Here is a 15,260-nt window from a genome sequence, read left to right as displayed (position 1 = left end):
TCGGAGGAGGGACTGATGGAGCTGTCGCTGGCGACCCGCACGGTGGGGGAGCACACGGTGCTCGAGGTCGGCGGTGAGGTGGACGTCTACACCGCGCCCCGGCTCCGCGAACGGCTCCTGGAGCTGATCGACGGTGGGGCCCGGCGGGTGATCGTCGATCTCGGCCGGGTGGACTTCCTCGACTCGACGGGCCTCGGCGTGCTGGTGGGTGCCCTGAAGCGGCTCCGCGCGGCCGGCGGCTCGTTCGCCCTGGCCTGCGACAAGGAGCCGCTGCTCAAGATCTTCCGGATCACCGCCCTGGACCAGGTGTTCCCGCTGCACCCGACGGTCGAGGCGGCGATCGCCGCGGATCCCACCGGCTCCGACGCGTGATGGCGACGGTCCGGCTCTCCTTCTCGCCGGCTCCGGTGCACGTGCGTACCGCCCGCCTGGTCGGCGTCGCGGTGGCCCGCCGGGCCGGGGTCCGTGAGGACCTGCTCGACGAGGTGCGGCTGGCCATCGGTGAGGCGTGCACCCGGGCGGTCGCCCTGCACCGGCAGTACGGGGTGCCGGACCCGGTGCTGGTGGAGATGTCCGACTCGGGGTCCTACCAGGTGCGGGTGGTGGACCGGGCGCCGATCGAGGCGGGCATCGGTCTGGCCGCGCTGAACGCCGACGAGTTGGCCAACGAGTCGCTCACCGACGAGGCGCTGACCACCGGGGTCGGCTTCGCCCTGCTCGCCGGTTTCGTGGAGGACCTCCAGGTCCGCCCGGTCTCCGAGGGTGTCGGGACCGAGGTTCGGATGGTGTGGCCCGTCGGCCGCTGAGCCGCCCTGTTCGTACGTCGAGGCCGTGACCCCCGCCGGGGTCACGGCCTCATCGTGTTGATCATCGCCTATATCAGATTTTTCCTCATAACACAGTTATGAAGATCATCCGAACACGGTGTCCCCCGGGTGTGACCTCTGACACTCGGCGGGGCTACAGTACCGGGGTTGTCAGCAAGTGATCCTTCCCGCCACCAGCGGGTATTTGCGTTCATGCTGGTCCGCTGGGGTGGGTTGGTGCGCTTGCGCAACCGCATCCAGGCGTCGGGTCAGTACGTCCGCTGGCCGGCGCGACAGTGTTCGGTACAGGAGGACATAGATGTCCGGGACCTTGGCCGCCGAAGGCGGCGCGCTGTCCCTCACCGGAGAGAACCTGACGTACGTCGTCATCGCCGCGGTCATCGCGATGGTGGCGCTCGTCTTCGCCGCCGCCTTGACCAAGGCCGTGCTGGCAGCCGGTAAGGGCACCACCAACATGCAGGAGATCTCCGGGGCGGTGCAGGAGGGCGCCTCCGCGTACCTGCTCCGCCAGTTCAGGACGTTGGCGATCTTCGTCGTCGTCGCTGTCGTACTGCTCTTCCTGCTGCCGGTGCACGACACCGACGGCAGCGAGCTGGCGGTGAAGATCGGCCGATCCGCCTTCTTCGTGGTGGGGGCCCTGTTCAGCGCGTCCATCGGTGGCGCCGGCATGTGGCTCGCCACCCGCGCCAACCTGCGGGTCGCCGCCGCCGCCCGGGAGGCCCGGGGCGGACGCGAGGCCGCCATGAAGATCGCCTTCCGGACCGGCGGCGTGGTCGGTTTCCTCACCGTCGGGCTCGGCCTCTTCGGCGCCGCGATGGTCGTCCTGATCTTCCGCGGGGACGCCCCCACCGTGCTGGAGGGCTTCGGCTTCGGCGCCGCCCTGCTGGCCATGTTCATGCGGGTCGGCGGCGGCATCTTCACCAAGGCCGCCGACGTCGGCGCGGACCTGGTCGGCAAGGTGGAGCAGGGCATCCCCGAGGACGACCCGCGCAACGCCGCCACCATCGCCGACAACGTCGGCGACAACGTCGGCGACTGCGCCGGCATGGCCGCCGACCTCTTCGAGTCGTACGCCGTCACCCTGGTCGCCGCGCTGATCCTCGGCCGGGCCGCGTTCGGCGAGGACGGGCTGGTCTTCCCGCTGATCATCTCCACCATCGGCGTGCTCGTCGCGATCATCGGCGTCTTCATCACCCGGCTGCGTGCCACGGACCGCAACGCGCTCACCGCGATCAACCGGGCCTTCTACCTCTCCGCGGTCCTCTCCGCGGTGCTGGTGGCGATCGCCGCCTACGCCTACCTGCCGGCCACCTTCGCCGAGCTGGAGGGCGGGCTGACCGACGTCGACCAGAACCCGCGGTTGGTCGCCATCGGCGCGGTCGTCATCGGCATCGTGCTGGCCGCCGCGATCCAGGCGCTCACCGGCTACTTCACCGAGACCAACCGGCGCCCGGTGCAGGACATCGGCAAGAGCTCGCAGACCGGCGCGGCCACCGTCATCCTCGCCGGCATCAGCGTCGGCCTGGAGTCGGCGGTCTACTCGGCGCTGCTCATCGGCGCCGGCGTCTTCGGGGCGTTCCTGCTCGGCGGCAGCTCCATCACACTCTCGCTCTTCGCGGTGGCGCTGGCCGGCACCGGCCTGCTCACCACCGTCGGCGTGATCGTCGCGATGGACACCTTCGGCCCGATTTCCGACAACGCCCAGGGCGTGGCGGAGATGTCCGGCGACATCGACGAGAACGGCGCCCGGATCCTCACCGAGCTGGACGCGGTGGGCAACACCACCAAGGCGATCACCAAGGGCATCGCGATCGCCACGGCCGTGCTCGCCGCCACCGCGCTCTTCGGGTCGTACACCGACAGCCTGCGCAGCGCGTACGCCACGGCGGGGGTGGGCGACGTCGGCTCCGAGATCCTCAACGCGCTGAACGTGGCCAACCCGCGCAACCTGGTGGGCCTCATCATCGGTGCGGCGGTGGTCTTCCTCTTCTCCGGGCTGGCGATCAACGCGGTGTCCCGCTCGGCGGGCGCCGTGGTGATGGAGGTCCGCCGGCAGTTCCGGGAACTCCCCGGGATCATGGACCGCACCCAGCGGCCCGAGTACGGCAAGGTCGTCGACATCTGCACCCGGGACGCGCAGCGCGAGCTGATGACCCCCGGCCTGCTCGCCATCCTCGCGCCGATCGCGGTCGGCTTCGGCCTCGGGCCCGGCGCGCTGGCGTCGTACCTGGCCGGGGCGATCGGGGCCGGCACGCTGATGGCCGTCTTCCTGGCCAACTCCGGTGGCGCCTGGGACAACGCCAAGAAGCTGGTCGAGGACGGCGCCTACGGCGGCAAGGGCTCCGAGGCGCACGCCGCGACCGTGATCGGTGACACCGTCGGTGACCCGTTCAAGGACACCGCCGGGCCGGCGATCAACCCGCTGATCAAGGTGATGAACCTGGTCTCGCTGCTGATCGCGCCCGCCGTGGTGGCGTACAGCGTCGGCGACGACCGGAACGTCGCGCTGCGGGTGGGCATCGCCGTGCTGGCGACGGCGATCATCGTCGCGTCGGTGGTGTTCAGCAAGCGCAAGGGCATCGCGATGGACGATTCCGGTGGCGACGGCGGCACCGGCGCGGGCAGGCACGAGCGCGCGGAGCCGGTCAACGTCTGAGTGAGGGCACAGCGGGTCCCCGGTCGGCGCCACGCCGGCCGGGGGCCCGCCGGCCCTGCCGGGGGCGGACAAACCGCCCGGTGGCGCATTCATCCGAAGGCCGTACGCTGCTTCGCATGCGTACGTGCCGGGCGACTGCCGCCGGAAAGCTCACGGTGGTCCTGGCCACGTTCGTCCTCGTCGTCGCCGGCTGTGGGAGCGGGCCCACCCCCCGGGCCTGGGCGGCCTCGGTCTGCGAGGCGCTCACCCCCTGGCGTGCCGAGATCAACAAGCTGACCAGCAGCACCCACCAGCAGATGACCGCGCAGACCACCCCGGCGCAGGCGAAGGAGAACCTGGTCCGGCTCTTCGCCGGGGCGGAACAGGCCAGCGAGACCGCGCGACGCCGGGTCGCCGACGCCGGCGTGCCCGAGACCGACCGCGGCGACGAGATCTCCGAGGGCTTCCGGACCTCGCTGGAGAAGATCCGGGACGCCTACGGCCGGGCCCGGGACGCCATCGACGAGCTGAGCATCGACCGCCCCTCCGACTTCTACGACGGCGTCCAGGCCGTGGTGGACACCCTCAACCAGGAGTACGACTCGAGCGCGCTGGACACCAGCAAGCTCAACTCGAAAGAGCTCAAACAGGCCTTCGACGAGGTTCCGGAGTGTCGCTGACCCCTCCCGACTCACCCCCCGAACCGGTGCGCCAGCTGTCGCTGTTCGGCACCGAGGCGGCGGATCCGTCCGTCGCCGACCTGTCCGGTCTGCTCGCCGGTCCGGGCGAGGTGGTCCGGATGGGTCGCACCGCCCGGTTGTCGATCGCGGTCGACGCCGCCTGGCGGGTGCACGTGCTCGTCGCCGAGCTGAGCCGGCGCGGGCTGGCCGCCAGCTGGGAGGCGACCGAGGACCGGCGGTACACCGTGCGCACCTCGTACGCGAGCACCCTGGCCCCGCTGGCCACGGCCTGGCTGGCCGCCGGCCGGCGCAAGCGCCCACCCGCCGGCTTCCACCTCGACGGCCGGCGGCTGCGGCTCTGGCTGGCCGCGGCGGGCGGCGCCGACCCGGCGGGCTTCCTGCTCCGGCTCGGCCCCGACGACCGGGAGTGGTGGCCGACCGTCCGCGCCGCCCTCGCCGTGGTGGGCCTGCCGGCGGCCGTGCTGGAACCGGACGCGGGCGGTCCGGCGTTCCGGATCGCCGGCCGGCGCCGGCTGGCCCGGCTGGCCGAGCTGGTCGGCGACCGGCCCGCGACCGCGCCCCCGGCCGACTGGCCGGCGTCCCCGGCCTGACCGCCGCCGGCGTCCCCCGACCCGCGGCCGACGGCTGTCGCGGCCGGCCCTGCCGGGCGCTGCCCGAGGGTGTCCGATCGGGGACAGCCGGGGTGGCGGTTCGCCCGGGTGAACGGTCGGCTGTCCGTCGGCCGAGGGTCCGCCATCGTCACAGTGTCCCGCTCCGGGGCCTACTCACGGTGTACGGTGGCGCCGTCCGGCCCGTGAAGACCGCGCGACGCCGGGGGCACGCCGCGCGGCGGCTCTTTGCCGCCCGCGAAACCCGAAAGCCGGGCGGCGCGTTACGTTGGACATCCGGACCGCCGGAGGTCCACGGGGGCAAGCCGGCCCGAATCGGGCATCGGAGCAGGAGTGAGGTCGGGGAGAGACGTGCCGAGTAACGCTGGAACCACCCGTCTGGTCATCGTCGAGTCACCGGCGAAGGCCAAGACGATCTCGGGCTATCTCGGCCCGGGATACGTCGTGGAGGCCAGCTTCGGTCATGTCCGCGACCTGCCGCGCAACGCCGCCGACGTGCCGGCCAAGTACAAGGGCGAGCCGTGGGCCCGGCTCGGGGTGGACGTCGACAACGGCTTCCACGCCCTCTACGTGGTCTCCGCCGACCGCAAGCAGCAGATCAGCAAGCTGGTGAAGCTCGCCAAGGAGGTCGACGAGATCTTCCTGGCGACGGACGAGGACCGCGAGGGCGAGGCGATCGCCTGGCACCTGGTGGAGACCCTCAAGCCCAAGGTGCCGGTCAAGCGGATGGTCTTCCACGAGATCACCAAGCCGGCCATCCAGGCCGCGGTGGCCAACCCGCGCGAGATCGACCGGGACCTGGTCGACGCGCAGGAGGCCCGGCGCATCCTCGACCGCCTCTACGGCTACGAGGTCTCGCCGGTGCTGTGGAAGAAGGTCATGCCGAAGCTCTCGGCGGGCCGGGTGCAGTCCGTGGCGACCCGGATCGTGGTCGAGCGGGAGCGGCAGCGGATGGCCTTCCGCACCGCCGAGTACTGGGACATCCTCGCCACCCTGGCCGTGGCGAACGCCGGCGAGGGGCCGCGCAGCTTCAACGCCACCCTGGTCGCGTTGAACGGCGACCGGATCGCCACCGGCAAGGACTTCGAGCCCACCACCGGTCGGGTCCGGGCCGGGGCCGGGGTCGTCCACCTCGACGAGAGTGGCGCGCGCGGGCTCGCCGCCCGGCTTCAGGGGCGGCCGTTCACGGTCACCCGGGTCGAGGAGAAGCCCTACCGCCGTCGCCCGTACGCGCCGTTCATCACCTCGACGCTGCAGCAGGAGGCGGCCCGCAAGCTGAGGTTCTCGTCGCAGCAGACGATGCGCACCGCGCAGCGCCTCTACGAGAACGGCTACATCACCTACATGCGTACCGACTCGGTGAACCTGTCGGAGACCGCCATCTCGGCGGCCCGCCGGCAGATCACCGAGCTGTACGGCGAGCGCAGCGTGCCGCCGGAGCCGCGCCGCTACACCGGCAAGGTGAAGAACGCGCAGGAGGCGCACGAGGCGATCCGCCCGGCGGGGGACAACTTCCGCACCCCGGGCGAGGTGGCCAAGGAGCTGTCGGCCGAGGAGTTCAAGCTCTACGAGCTGATCTGGCGGCGCACCATCGCCTCGCAGATGACCGACGCGGTCGGCTCCAGCGTCTCGGTGCGCATCCGCGCGGTCTCCTCCGCCCAGGAGGAGGCCGACTTCGGCGCGACCGGCAAGACCATCACCGACCCGGGCTTCCTGCGGGCGTACGTCGAGTCGAGCGACGACGAGAACGCCGAGGCCGAGGACGCCGAGCGCCGGCTGCCCACCCTCGTCAAGGACCAGCCGCTGACCGCCGACGAGCTGGCCGCGCAGGGCCACCACACCCAGCCGCCGTCGCGCTACACGGAGGCCTCGCTGGTCAAGGCACTGGAGGAACTGGGCATCGGCCGCCCGTCGACCTACGCGTCGATCATGCAGACGATCCAGGACCGGGGCTACGTCTTCAAGCGCGGCCAGGCGATGATCCCCTCGTTCCTGGCGTTCGCGGTGATCGGGCTGCTGGAGCGGCACTACCCGCGCCTGATCGACTACGACTTCACCGCCAGCATGGAGAACGAGCTGGACGAGATCGCCGGCGGCGACCACGCCTCCGTCGACTTCCTCACCTCCTTCTACTTCGGCAGCACCAACGGCGCCGGCGACCAGGCCATCGCCCACGCCGGTGGCCTGAAGAAGCTGGTCACCGAGAACATCACCGACATCGACGCGCGCAGCGTCAACTCGATCCCGCTGCACGTCGACGACGAGGGCCGCGAGGTCGTCGTCCGGGTGGGTCGGTTCGGGCCGTACCTGCAGCGGGCGCTCCCCGGCGAGCAGCCGGCGCCGAAGGTGGAGGGCGAGGAGGGCGGCACCCAGGGCGACCGGGCGCCGATCCCCGAGGGCCTGGCACCGGATGAGCTGACCCCGGAGAAGGTGCGCGAGCTGTTCCTGGGCGGCGGGGGCGAGCGCAAGCTCGGCGACGACCCGGCCACCGGCGAGCCGATCCTGCTCAAGTCCGGCCGGTTCGGCCCGTACGTGGCCAGCGGCGAGCGGAAGTCCTCGCTGCTGCGTTCGCAGTCACCGGACTCGCTCACCCTCGACGAGGCGCTCAAGCTCCTCAGCCTGCCCCGGCTGGTCGGGGTCGCCCCGGACGGCGTCGAGGTCTTCGCCAACAACGGACGCTTCGGCCCGTACGTCAAGCAGGGTGACGAGTTCCGCTCGCTGGACTCCGAGGACAAGATGTTCACCGTCACGCTGGACGAGGCGCTGGCGCTGCTGGCCGCCCCGAAGGCCCGCCAGCGTCGGGCCGCCGCGCCGCCGCTGCGGGAGATGGGTGTCGACCCGCTGACCGAGAAGCCGCTGGTGATCAAGGATGGCCGGTTCGGGCCGTACGTCACCGACGGCGAGTTCAACGCGTCGCTGCGCCGGGGTCAGACCCCGGAGGAGCTGACCATCGAGCAGGCGTCGGAGATGCTGGCCGAGAAGCGGGCGAAGGGTCCGGCCCCGAAGAAGGCGACCAAGAAGGCCCCGGCGAAGAAGGCCGCCCCGGCCAAGAAGACGGCGGCGAAGAAGACCGCCGCCGCCAAGTCCACGGCCAAGAAGACGACCACCGCCAAGGCCACCCCGGCCAAGAAGGCCGCCCCGAAGAAGGCCACCAGCACCCCCGAGTGACCCGGCCCGGACCACAAGATCACGCTCGATCCTGGAAGTAGTGGCCTCCGCCTCGCGACGAGGCCACTACTTCCACGTTCGAGCACGATCTCCGGGTCGCCGTCGGCTCACGGGCCCAGGAGGCGGGCCAGGTGGGGGTTGGTGAGGACGCGGTCCGGGTCCAGGCGGGCGCGCAGCGCCAGGAAGTCGGCGAACCTCGGGTAGGCGGGGGCGAGGGACGCCGCGTCGCGGTAGTGCAGTTTGCCCCAGTGCGGACGGCCACCCAGTTCGGTGGCGACCTTTTCGAAGGCTCGCAGGTACGGCTCGTACGGCATGCCGACGTACTGGTGGATGGCGAGGTACGCGGAGTCCCGCCCGTACCCGTGGGACAGCCAGATGTCGTCGGCGGCGGTGAACCGCACCTCGACCGGGAAGAGCACCTTGAACGGCAGCCGGTCCACGATCCGCCGTAGCGCGTCGAGCGCGGTGGGCAGGGCGTCGCGCGGCAGCGCGTACTCCATCTCCACGAAGCGGACCCGGCGCGGGGTGCAGAAGACCCGGTCGGAGCGGCCGGTGTAGCGGCGTTCGGCCAGCGCCCGGGCGGAAACGGCGCTGATCCCGGGGGCCAGCGCCGGCACGGCGCGGCCGAGCCGGCAGGCCCCGGCGAAGACGGTGTTGGACAGGAAGTCGTCGTCCAGCCAGCCGCGGAGCCGGGACAGCGGCCGGTCGTCGGCGGGTACCCGGTCGTTAGTCTTGACCTGCACCCGGTCGGTGTACGGGAACCAGTAGAACTCCACGTGGCCGTGCGCGTCGACCAGCTTGGGCAGGTCGTCCAGGACGGCGCGCAGCCGCGCCGGCCGTTCGTGGGCGAGCAGCACGAAGGCGTCGACGCAGCGCAGCGTCACCTCGACCAGCACGCCGAGCGCCCCGAGGCCGACCCGGGCGGCGGCGAAGACGTCCGGGTGCTCCTCGGCGGAGCAGCGCAGCACCTCGCCGGCGCCGGTGACCAGGGTGAGCGCCTCGACGAAGGTCGACAGGCAGCCGTACGCGGCGCCGGTGCCGTGGGTGCCGGTGGAGATCGCGCCGGCGATGGTCTGCGCGTCGATGTCGCCGAGGTTGGGCAGGGCCAGCCCGTGCGCGGCGAGCAGGTCGTTGAGCGCGCGCAGCGTCATTCCGGCCGGTACGGTGACCAGTCGGCGCTCGGTGTCGACGTTGGTGCCGCCGTCCAGTTCGGTCAGTTCCATCCGCTGGCCGTCGGTGAGCGCGATGCCGGTGAAGGAGTGGCCGCTGCCGACCACCCGGATCCGGTCGCCGGTCGTCGCGGCGGCCCGGATCGCCTCGGCGACCTCGGCGACGGAGGTGGGACGCAGAACGGCGGTGGCGGTGCCTTGCTGATTGCCGGCCCAGTTGGACCAGGCGGCGGTGGGCGGTGCGGTGCCGGCCATGCACGCTCCTCGAAGTGAATATGAAGTGACTTCATATCAGGAACGTTGTACCTGGTAAATACCGCAATTGAGGTCTGCTCGTTGTACCGGTAGTCACGGTCTCGTGACGTGCAGATATGTTCATTTTTCGAAGGGGGGTGGCGTCGAGTGTCCACACCAGCCGCCACGACCGGGCCGCTGCGCCGGGTGCCGGTGCAGGGCCGAAGTGTCGCTCGGGTTCAACGGATGTTGGACGCCTGCGCTGAACTCGTCGACGAGGTGGGTTACGAAGGGTTGACCACGACGCTGCTCGCCGAGCGGGCCGAGGTGGCGATCGGGTCGGTCTACCAGTTCTTTCCGGACAAGCGGGCGATCGTGCAGGCGTTGACCCTGCGGACGATGGAGTCCTACCTCCAGCGACTCGACGAGCGGTTCGCCTCGGACGACATGACCCACTGGTGGGACGGGGTCGACGCGGGGATCGACGAGTACATCACGATGCACCGCACCGTCCCGGGGTTCCGGACCCTGCACTTCGGCGACGTCGTCGACCTGCACCTGCTCGACGAGCAGCGGGACAACAACGGCGTGATCGCCGACCAGTTGGCCCGGGTGCTCACCGAGCGTTTCGGCCTGACCGACGTCCCCGAACTCCGCTTCCACCTGGAGATCGCCGTGGAGGCGGCCGACGCGCTGATCAAGCTGGCGTTCCGCCGGCAGTCCGACGGCGACGAGCGGGTGCTGGTCGAGGCCAAGGCGCTCATCCGGGAGTACCTGCACCGGCAGGTCGACGCCCCGGCGGAGGCCACCCAGCCGGGCTGAGCGGGGCGCCGCCCGGCCGGGCGGCGGCACGAGGAGCGCGAGTGAGGTCCGGGGGCGACCGGGCGGCGGGGCGGCACAGAGCCCGGAGGTGTGACCGGGCGGCACGAGAGCACAGACCCTGGGTGCGACCGGGGGAGCACGACGAAGACGTGAGCCCGGGGTGCGACCGGGGTGGCAGGAAGAGCGACGGGCCGAACGGGTGCGACCGGGCGGACCGGTGCGGGACGGCCGAGGCGGGCCGGGCGTGCGTTCAGAGGAACGCCCGGCCCTCACCCCGGTACGTCGGCACGGTGGCGACGACCGTGTCGCCCTCCACCAGGTGCAGTTCGTTGACGTGTTCGGCGAGTTCTCCGGCCTTGGCGTGCCGGAACCAGACCCGGTCGCCGACCCGGAGCGTGGCGGCCGCCGCGCCGGCCAGTGGGGTCTGCACCTCGCCGGCCCCCTCGGTGCCGATCAGCCTCAGGCCGGTGGGCAGCCACGGTCGGGGCAGTCGGGTCGACTCGGCCGGGCCGGAGGCGATCCAGCCGCCGCCGAGCACGGTGGCCAACCCCGGTGCCGGTCGGCGGACCACCGCGCAGGCGAAGAACGCCGCCGGGGTCGGGCGCCAGGCACGGTAGGCGTCGAAGAGCGTCGGCCCGTACAGGCCCGATCCCGCGGTGACCTCGGTGACCGCGGGATCGGCGCTGGTCGCGGCGACGCTGCCGGTGCCGCCGCCGTTGACGAACTCCAGGTCGGCGTGCTCGCGTACCGCGGCCACCGCCGCGCTCCGGCGGGCCAGCAGTTCCCGGTACGAGCCGCGCTGGGCGATCCGGATCGCCGTGCCGAGCACGGCCCGGCCGGGCGGCGCGTCCCCGAGGCCGGCGATCTGCGCCTCGTACGACATCAGCCCGACCAGCCGGAAGCCCGGCCGTCGGGCGACGGTGGCGGCGAGCGCGCCGGCGGCCCGGGCGCTGTGCACCGGTGAGCGGCGCACCCCGACGTGCACCCGCCCGCGCAGGGGTCGCCAGGAGGCGTCCAGGTCGAGGCAGACCCGCAGCTCGGGGCGCGCCCCCGGCGGGGACACGGCGTCGATCAGGTCGAGCTGTTCGGCGCCGTCGACCATCAGGGTGACCGCGGCGGCGAGCGCCGGGTCGGCGGCCAGTTCGGCGAGCGCCCCGCGGTCGGCGGTGGGGTAGGCGACCAGCGCGTCGTCGGTGACGCCGGCGCGGACCAGCCAGATCGCCTCGGGCAGGGTGAACGCCATCACCCCGGACCAGCCCGGCCGGCGCAGCGCGCGGGTGGTCAGCTCGCGGCAGCGGATCGACTTGCTGGCCGCCCGGACGGGCTTGCCGCCGGAGCGGGTGGCCAGCTCGGCGGCGTTGGCGTCGAAGGCCGTGAGGTCCAGCACGGCGTACGGCGGGTCGAGGTGAGCGGTCGCCCGGTCGAGGCGCTCGCGCAGGATGTCGCTGTCGGTGGCCACGGGTGCACGCTAACTGTCCGGAGAGCAATACGAAACACCCTCACGTACCGCCGGGCTGCGGCCGTTGGTACCGGCGGCCTAGGCTCGGCGAGCAGGAGAATGTCGCGGCGGGGCTGCTCCCCACCGGGACTAGAGTGTTCCACCGGGACTGCCCAGCGTTGGGCCGGCACGTGGAGGTACGGCCATCGAAAGCCACAAGAACGGCGAGTCGTCCGGCGTGTCGTCGTCTGGTCAGTCCGGCGCCCAGGCCGACCCGTCCGGCTACGCCGCGATCCGGTCGGTGCTGCGCATCCGACCGTTCCGGCGGCTCTGGATCGTGCTCGGCGCGGCCTCCTTCGGCGACTGGTTCGGCCTGCTGGCCACCTCCGTCTTCGCCGCCTCCCAGGTCGAGGGGAGCACCGCCAAGGGCGCCGCCTTCGGCGTGGTGATCGCGATCCGGTTGCTGCCCGCGCTGGTGCTCGGCCCGGTGGCCGGCGTGCTCGCCGACCGCTTCGACCGGCGCTGGACGATGGTCATCTGCGACCTGCTGCGCTTCCTGCTCTTCGCCTCCATCCCGCTGGTCGCGCTCCTCGGCGCCAGCGGCGGGGTGGTGGTCGGCTGGGCGACGGTCGCCACCTTCCTGATCGAGTCGATCACCCTGCTCTGGATCCCGGCCAAGGAGGCCGCGGTTCCGAACCTGATCCCGCGGGCCCGGCTGGAGGCGGCCAACCAGCTCACGCTGATCACCACGTACGGCCTCACCCCGATCCTCGCGGCGCTCGTCGCCGCGGTGCTCGACCGCAGCGTCCGGACGATCGTCGGCGGCGACATGCCCGGCTGGGCGGAGCCGGCCCAGCTCGCGCTCTGGGTCAACGCCTTCTCCCGACTCGCCACCGCCCTGGTGGTGGCGTTCGGCATCAAGGAGATCAGCCGGGCGCAGACCGGCGAGCGGGAGCGCACCGAGCAGAGCATGCGGCGGCAGTTCACCGAGGGCTGGCAGTACATCGGCCAGACCCCGCTGGTCCGTGGCCTGGTGCTCGGCATCTTCGGCGCGTTCGCCGGCGGTGGCATCGTGATCGGCACGGCCAAGTTCTTCGCCGCCTCGCTGGGCGCCGGTGACGCCGCGTTCTACCTGCTCTTCGGCGCGATCTTCATCGGTCTGGCGATCGGCATCGGGCTCGGCCCGATGATCGTCCGGGACATGTCCCGGCGCCGCTGGTTCGGTATGAGCATCGTGCTGGCCAGCGCCGCGGTGATGACCCTCGCCTTCGCCATCCACCTGTCGATGGCGATGCTCGGCGCGATCCTGGTCGGCGCCGGCGCCGGCATGGCCTTCCTCGCCGGGACCACGCTGCTCGGCGGCGAGGTCGCCGACGAGGTGCGCGGCCGGGTCTTCGCGGTGGTGCAGATCGGCACCCGGCTGGTGCTGATCCTGGCCATCGGGCTGAGCAGCCTCCTGGTCGGCGTCGGCGGCTCGCGCAAGCTGACCATCGCCGACCTCGGCATCTCGGTCTCCTCCACCCGCCTGCTGCTGCTCGCCGCCGGCGCCGCCGGCATCTTCGCCGGGATCAGCGCCTTCGGCCAGATGGACGACAAGAAGGGCGTACCCGTCCTCGCCGACCTGTGGGGCTCGATCCGGGGCCGCCCGCTGATGCCGGCGGAGCCGTTCGTCTCCACCGGCCTCTTCGTGGTCTTCGAGGGCGGCGAGGGAGCCGGCAAGTCCACCCAGCTGGAGGCGCTCGCCGCCCGGCTGCGTGGGCAGGGTCGTGACGTGGTGGTCACCCGCGAGCCGGGCGCCACCGCGGTGGGCGAGCGGATCCGCTCCCTGCTGCTCGACCCGTCCCTCACGGAGGCGCCGTCCCCGCGCGCCGAGGCGCTGCTCTACGCCGCCGACCGGGCGCACCACGTCGCCTCCGTGGTCCGGCCGGCGCTGGCCCGGGGCGCGGTGGTGGTCAGCGACCGGTACGTCGACTCCTCGCTGGCCTACCAGGGCGCCGGCCGTACCCTGCCGGTGGAGGAGGTCTCCTGGCTCTCCTCCTGGGCCACCGGTGGGCTCAAGCCCGACCTGGTGGTGCTCCTCGACGTCGACCCGCACACCGGCCTGTCCCGGGCGGCCGCCCGCAGCCAGGGCGCCGACCGCCTGGAGGCCGAGTCCGTCGCCTTCCACGAGCGGGTCCGGTATGCCTTCCTGGACCTCGCCGCCAACGACCCGAAGCGCTACCTGGTGCTCGACGCCGCCCGCCCGGCGGAGGAGATCTCCGAGCTGGTCGCCGGCCGGGTGCAGGAACTCCTGACCGATCCGGCCGGCATCGTGCACCCGCGCCCCGCGCACGGCCCGGACACCTCGGTGCAGCCCGAGTTATCCGACGCGGAGCTCGTGACGATGGAGCACCGGACCTGATGCCGGACGTCTTCGCCGACCTGGTCGGTCAGGACGAGGCGGTGGCGACGCTGCGCCACGCCGCCGCGGCCGCCGCCGCCGTACTGCGCCGCACGGCGCGGGAGGACGAACCGGGCAACGGTGTCGACCCGGCGGCGGGCATGACGCACGCCTGGATCTTCACCGGACCGCCCGGTTCCGGCCGCTCGGTGGCCGCCCGCGCCTTCGCCGCCGCGCTGCAGTGCGTGCACGGCACCGGCTGCGGCGACTGCCCCGGCTGCCACACCACGCTGACCGGCACCCACGCCGACGTGCGGCTGGTGGTGCCCGAGGGGCTCTCCATCGGCGTGGGCGAGATGCGCGCCCTGGTGCTCCGGGCGGCGAGCACCCCGTCCGGTGGCCGGTGGCAGGTGGTGATCATCGAGGACGCCGACCGGCTCACCGAGGCGGCCGGCAACGCGCTGCTCAAGGCCATCGAGGAACCGCCGCCGCGAACCGTCTTCCTGCTCTGCGCCCCGTCCACCCACCCGGACGACATCTCGGTGACCATCCGGTCGCGCTGTCGGGTCGTACCGTTGCGGCAGCCGCCGGCCGCCGCGGTGGCCGAGATGCTGGTGGATCGGGACGGCGTCGCGCCCGACGTGGCGCAGTGGGCGGCGGCGGCCGCGCAGGGGCACGTGGGTCGGGCCCGGCGGCTGGCCCGCGACCCGGAGGCGCGCAAGCGCCGGGACGCGGTGCTCGCGGTGCCCCGCCGGCTGACCGGGGTCGGCACCGCGTTGGACGCCGCGTCGGCCCTGATCGAGGCCGCCGAGGCGGAGGCCGAGGCGGCCGTGGCGGAGGCGGACGCGGCCGAGCGGGCCGCGTTGCAGACCGCGCTCGGCGCGGGCGGCACCGGCCGGGGCGCGGCCGGCGCCATGCGCGGCGCCGCCGGGCAGCTCAAGGACCTGGAGAAGCGGCAGAAGTCGCGGGCCACCCGGGCCCAGCGGGACGCGCTGGACCGGGCCCTGGTGGACCTGGCCGCCTTCTACCGGGACGCGCTCACCATGGCGCTGGGCGCGCCGGTCGAGCCGGTGCACACCGACACCGCCGCCGTGGCCCGGGCCGGCGCGCAGAAGTGGGACGCCGAGGGGGCGCTGCGGCGGCTGGAGGCCGTGCTGGCGTGCCGGGCGGCGATCGAGGCGAACGTCAAGCCGCGGATCGCGGTGGAGTCGATGATGCTCTCCCTCTGGCGCGGCTGACCGTCGTCGGCATCGACACGTGTTGTTGGCGTGCGGTACG

General features: G+C 72.7%; 11 protein-coding genes. 9 read left to right on the top strand and 2 right to left on the bottom strand.

The annotated features are described in order from the left end of the window. Positions 1 to 15: 15 nt before the first annotated feature. The 6 genes from AC5L3Z_RS22370 to topA all read left to right on the top strand — a co-directional run bounded on the left by AC5L3Z_RS22370 (position 16) and on the right by topA (position 7,939). Positions 16 to 372, top strand: a complete 357-nt coding sequence (locus AC5L3Z_RS22370; protein ID WP_494844778.1) for an STAS domain-containing protein — start codon at positions 16 to 18, stop codon at positions 370 to 372. After that, on the top strand, positions 369 to 806 hold the full coding sequence (locus tag AC5L3Z_RS22365) for an ATP-binding protein (protein WP_334530820.1): 438 nt from the start codon (positions 369 to 371) through the stop codon (positions 804 to 806). Before AC5L3Z_RS22370 ends, AC5L3Z_RS22365 begins: the two co-directional genes overlap by 4 nt. 319 nt (positions 807 to 1,125) lie before the next feature. After that, positions 1,126 to 3,483, top strand: coding sequence for a sodium-translocating pyrophosphatase (locus tag AC5L3Z_RS22360; RefSeq protein ID WP_494844776.1), 2,358 nt, complete (start codon positions 1,126 to 1,128; stop codon positions 3,481 to 3,483). 116 nt (positions 3,484 to 3,599) lie between these two features. Beyond that, complete coding sequence (locus AC5L3Z_RS22355; protein ID WP_494844775.1) at positions 3,600 to 4,142, top strand: hypothetical protein; 543 nt, start codon at positions 3,600 to 3,602, stop codon at positions 4,140 to 4,142. Beyond that, positions 4,133 to 4,753 (top strand): hypothetical protein, encoded by a 621-nt coding sequence (locus AC5L3Z_RS22350; protein WP_494844773.1) that lies wholly within the window; start codon positions 4,133 to 4,135, stop codon positions 4,751 to 4,753. Before AC5L3Z_RS22355 ends, AC5L3Z_RS22350 begins: the two co-directional genes overlap by 10 nt. Positions 4,754 to 5,122: 369 nt before the next feature. Next, positions 5,123 to 7,939 carry a type I DNA topoisomerase gene (topA, locus tag AC5L3Z_RS22345; protein WP_494844771.1) on the top strand — a complete coding sequence of 939 codons (2,817 nt, stop codon included), beginning with the start codon at positions 5,123 to 5,125 and terminating at the stop codon, positions 7,937 to 7,939. A 107-nt stretch (positions 7,940 to 8,046) separates the two neighbouring features. On the opposite strand, the gene AC5L3Z_RS22340 is transcribed toward topA, so the two are convergent. Next, the gene (locus tag AC5L3Z_RS22340) at positions 8,047 to 9,363 is read right to left on the bottom strand and encodes a D-arabinono-1,4-lactone oxidase (protein ID WP_494844770.1); all 1,317 of its coding nucleotides are present in this window, start codon (positions 9,361 to 9,363) and stop codon (positions 8,047 to 8,049) included. A gap of 225 nt (positions 9,364 to 9,588) precedes the next feature. Between AC5L3Z_RS22340 and AC5L3Z_RS22335 the strand changes: the two genes are divergently transcribed. After that, a complete protein-coding gene (locus AC5L3Z_RS22335; protein ID WP_334530838.1) occupies positions 9,589 to 10,164 on the top strand; it encodes a TetR/AcrR family transcriptional regulator in 576 nt (191 codons plus the stop codon). A gap of 250 nt (positions 10,165 to 10,414) precedes the next feature. Here the strand turns inward: AC5L3Z_RS22335 and AC5L3Z_RS22330 are convergent, their stop codons facing one another. Next, on the bottom strand, positions 10,415 to 11,623 hold the full coding sequence (locus tag AC5L3Z_RS22330) for an amino acid deaminase/aldolase (RefSeq protein WP_494844769.1): 1,209 nt from the start codon (positions 11,621 to 11,623) through the stop codon (positions 10,415 to 10,417). A gap of 280 nt (positions 11,624 to 11,903) precedes the next feature. Between AC5L3Z_RS22330 and tmk the strand changes: the two genes are divergently transcribed. Both tmk and AC5L3Z_RS22320 read left to right on the top strand, forming a co-directional pair. Continuing rightward, positions 11,904 to 14,003 carry a dTMP kinase gene (gene tmk, locus AC5L3Z_RS22325; RefSeq protein WP_494844873.1) on the top strand — a complete coding sequence of 700 codons (2,100 nt, stop codon included), beginning with the start codon at positions 11,904 to 11,906 and terminating at the stop codon, positions 14,001 to 14,003. Next, positions 14,003 to 15,220, top strand: a complete 1,218-nt coding sequence (locus AC5L3Z_RS22320) for a DNA polymerase III subunit delta' (protein WP_494844767.1) — start codon at positions 14,003 to 14,005, stop codon at positions 15,218 to 15,220. The genes tmk and AC5L3Z_RS22320 overlap by 1 nt, the downstream gene beginning before the upstream one ends. Positions 15,221 to 15,260: the final 40 nt, after the last annotated feature.

The organism is Micromonospora sp. LZ37, from assembly GCF_059359015.1.
Note: the sequence above shows the minus strand (reverse complement) of the source record. Positions and strands in the feature narration are given on the sequence as shown.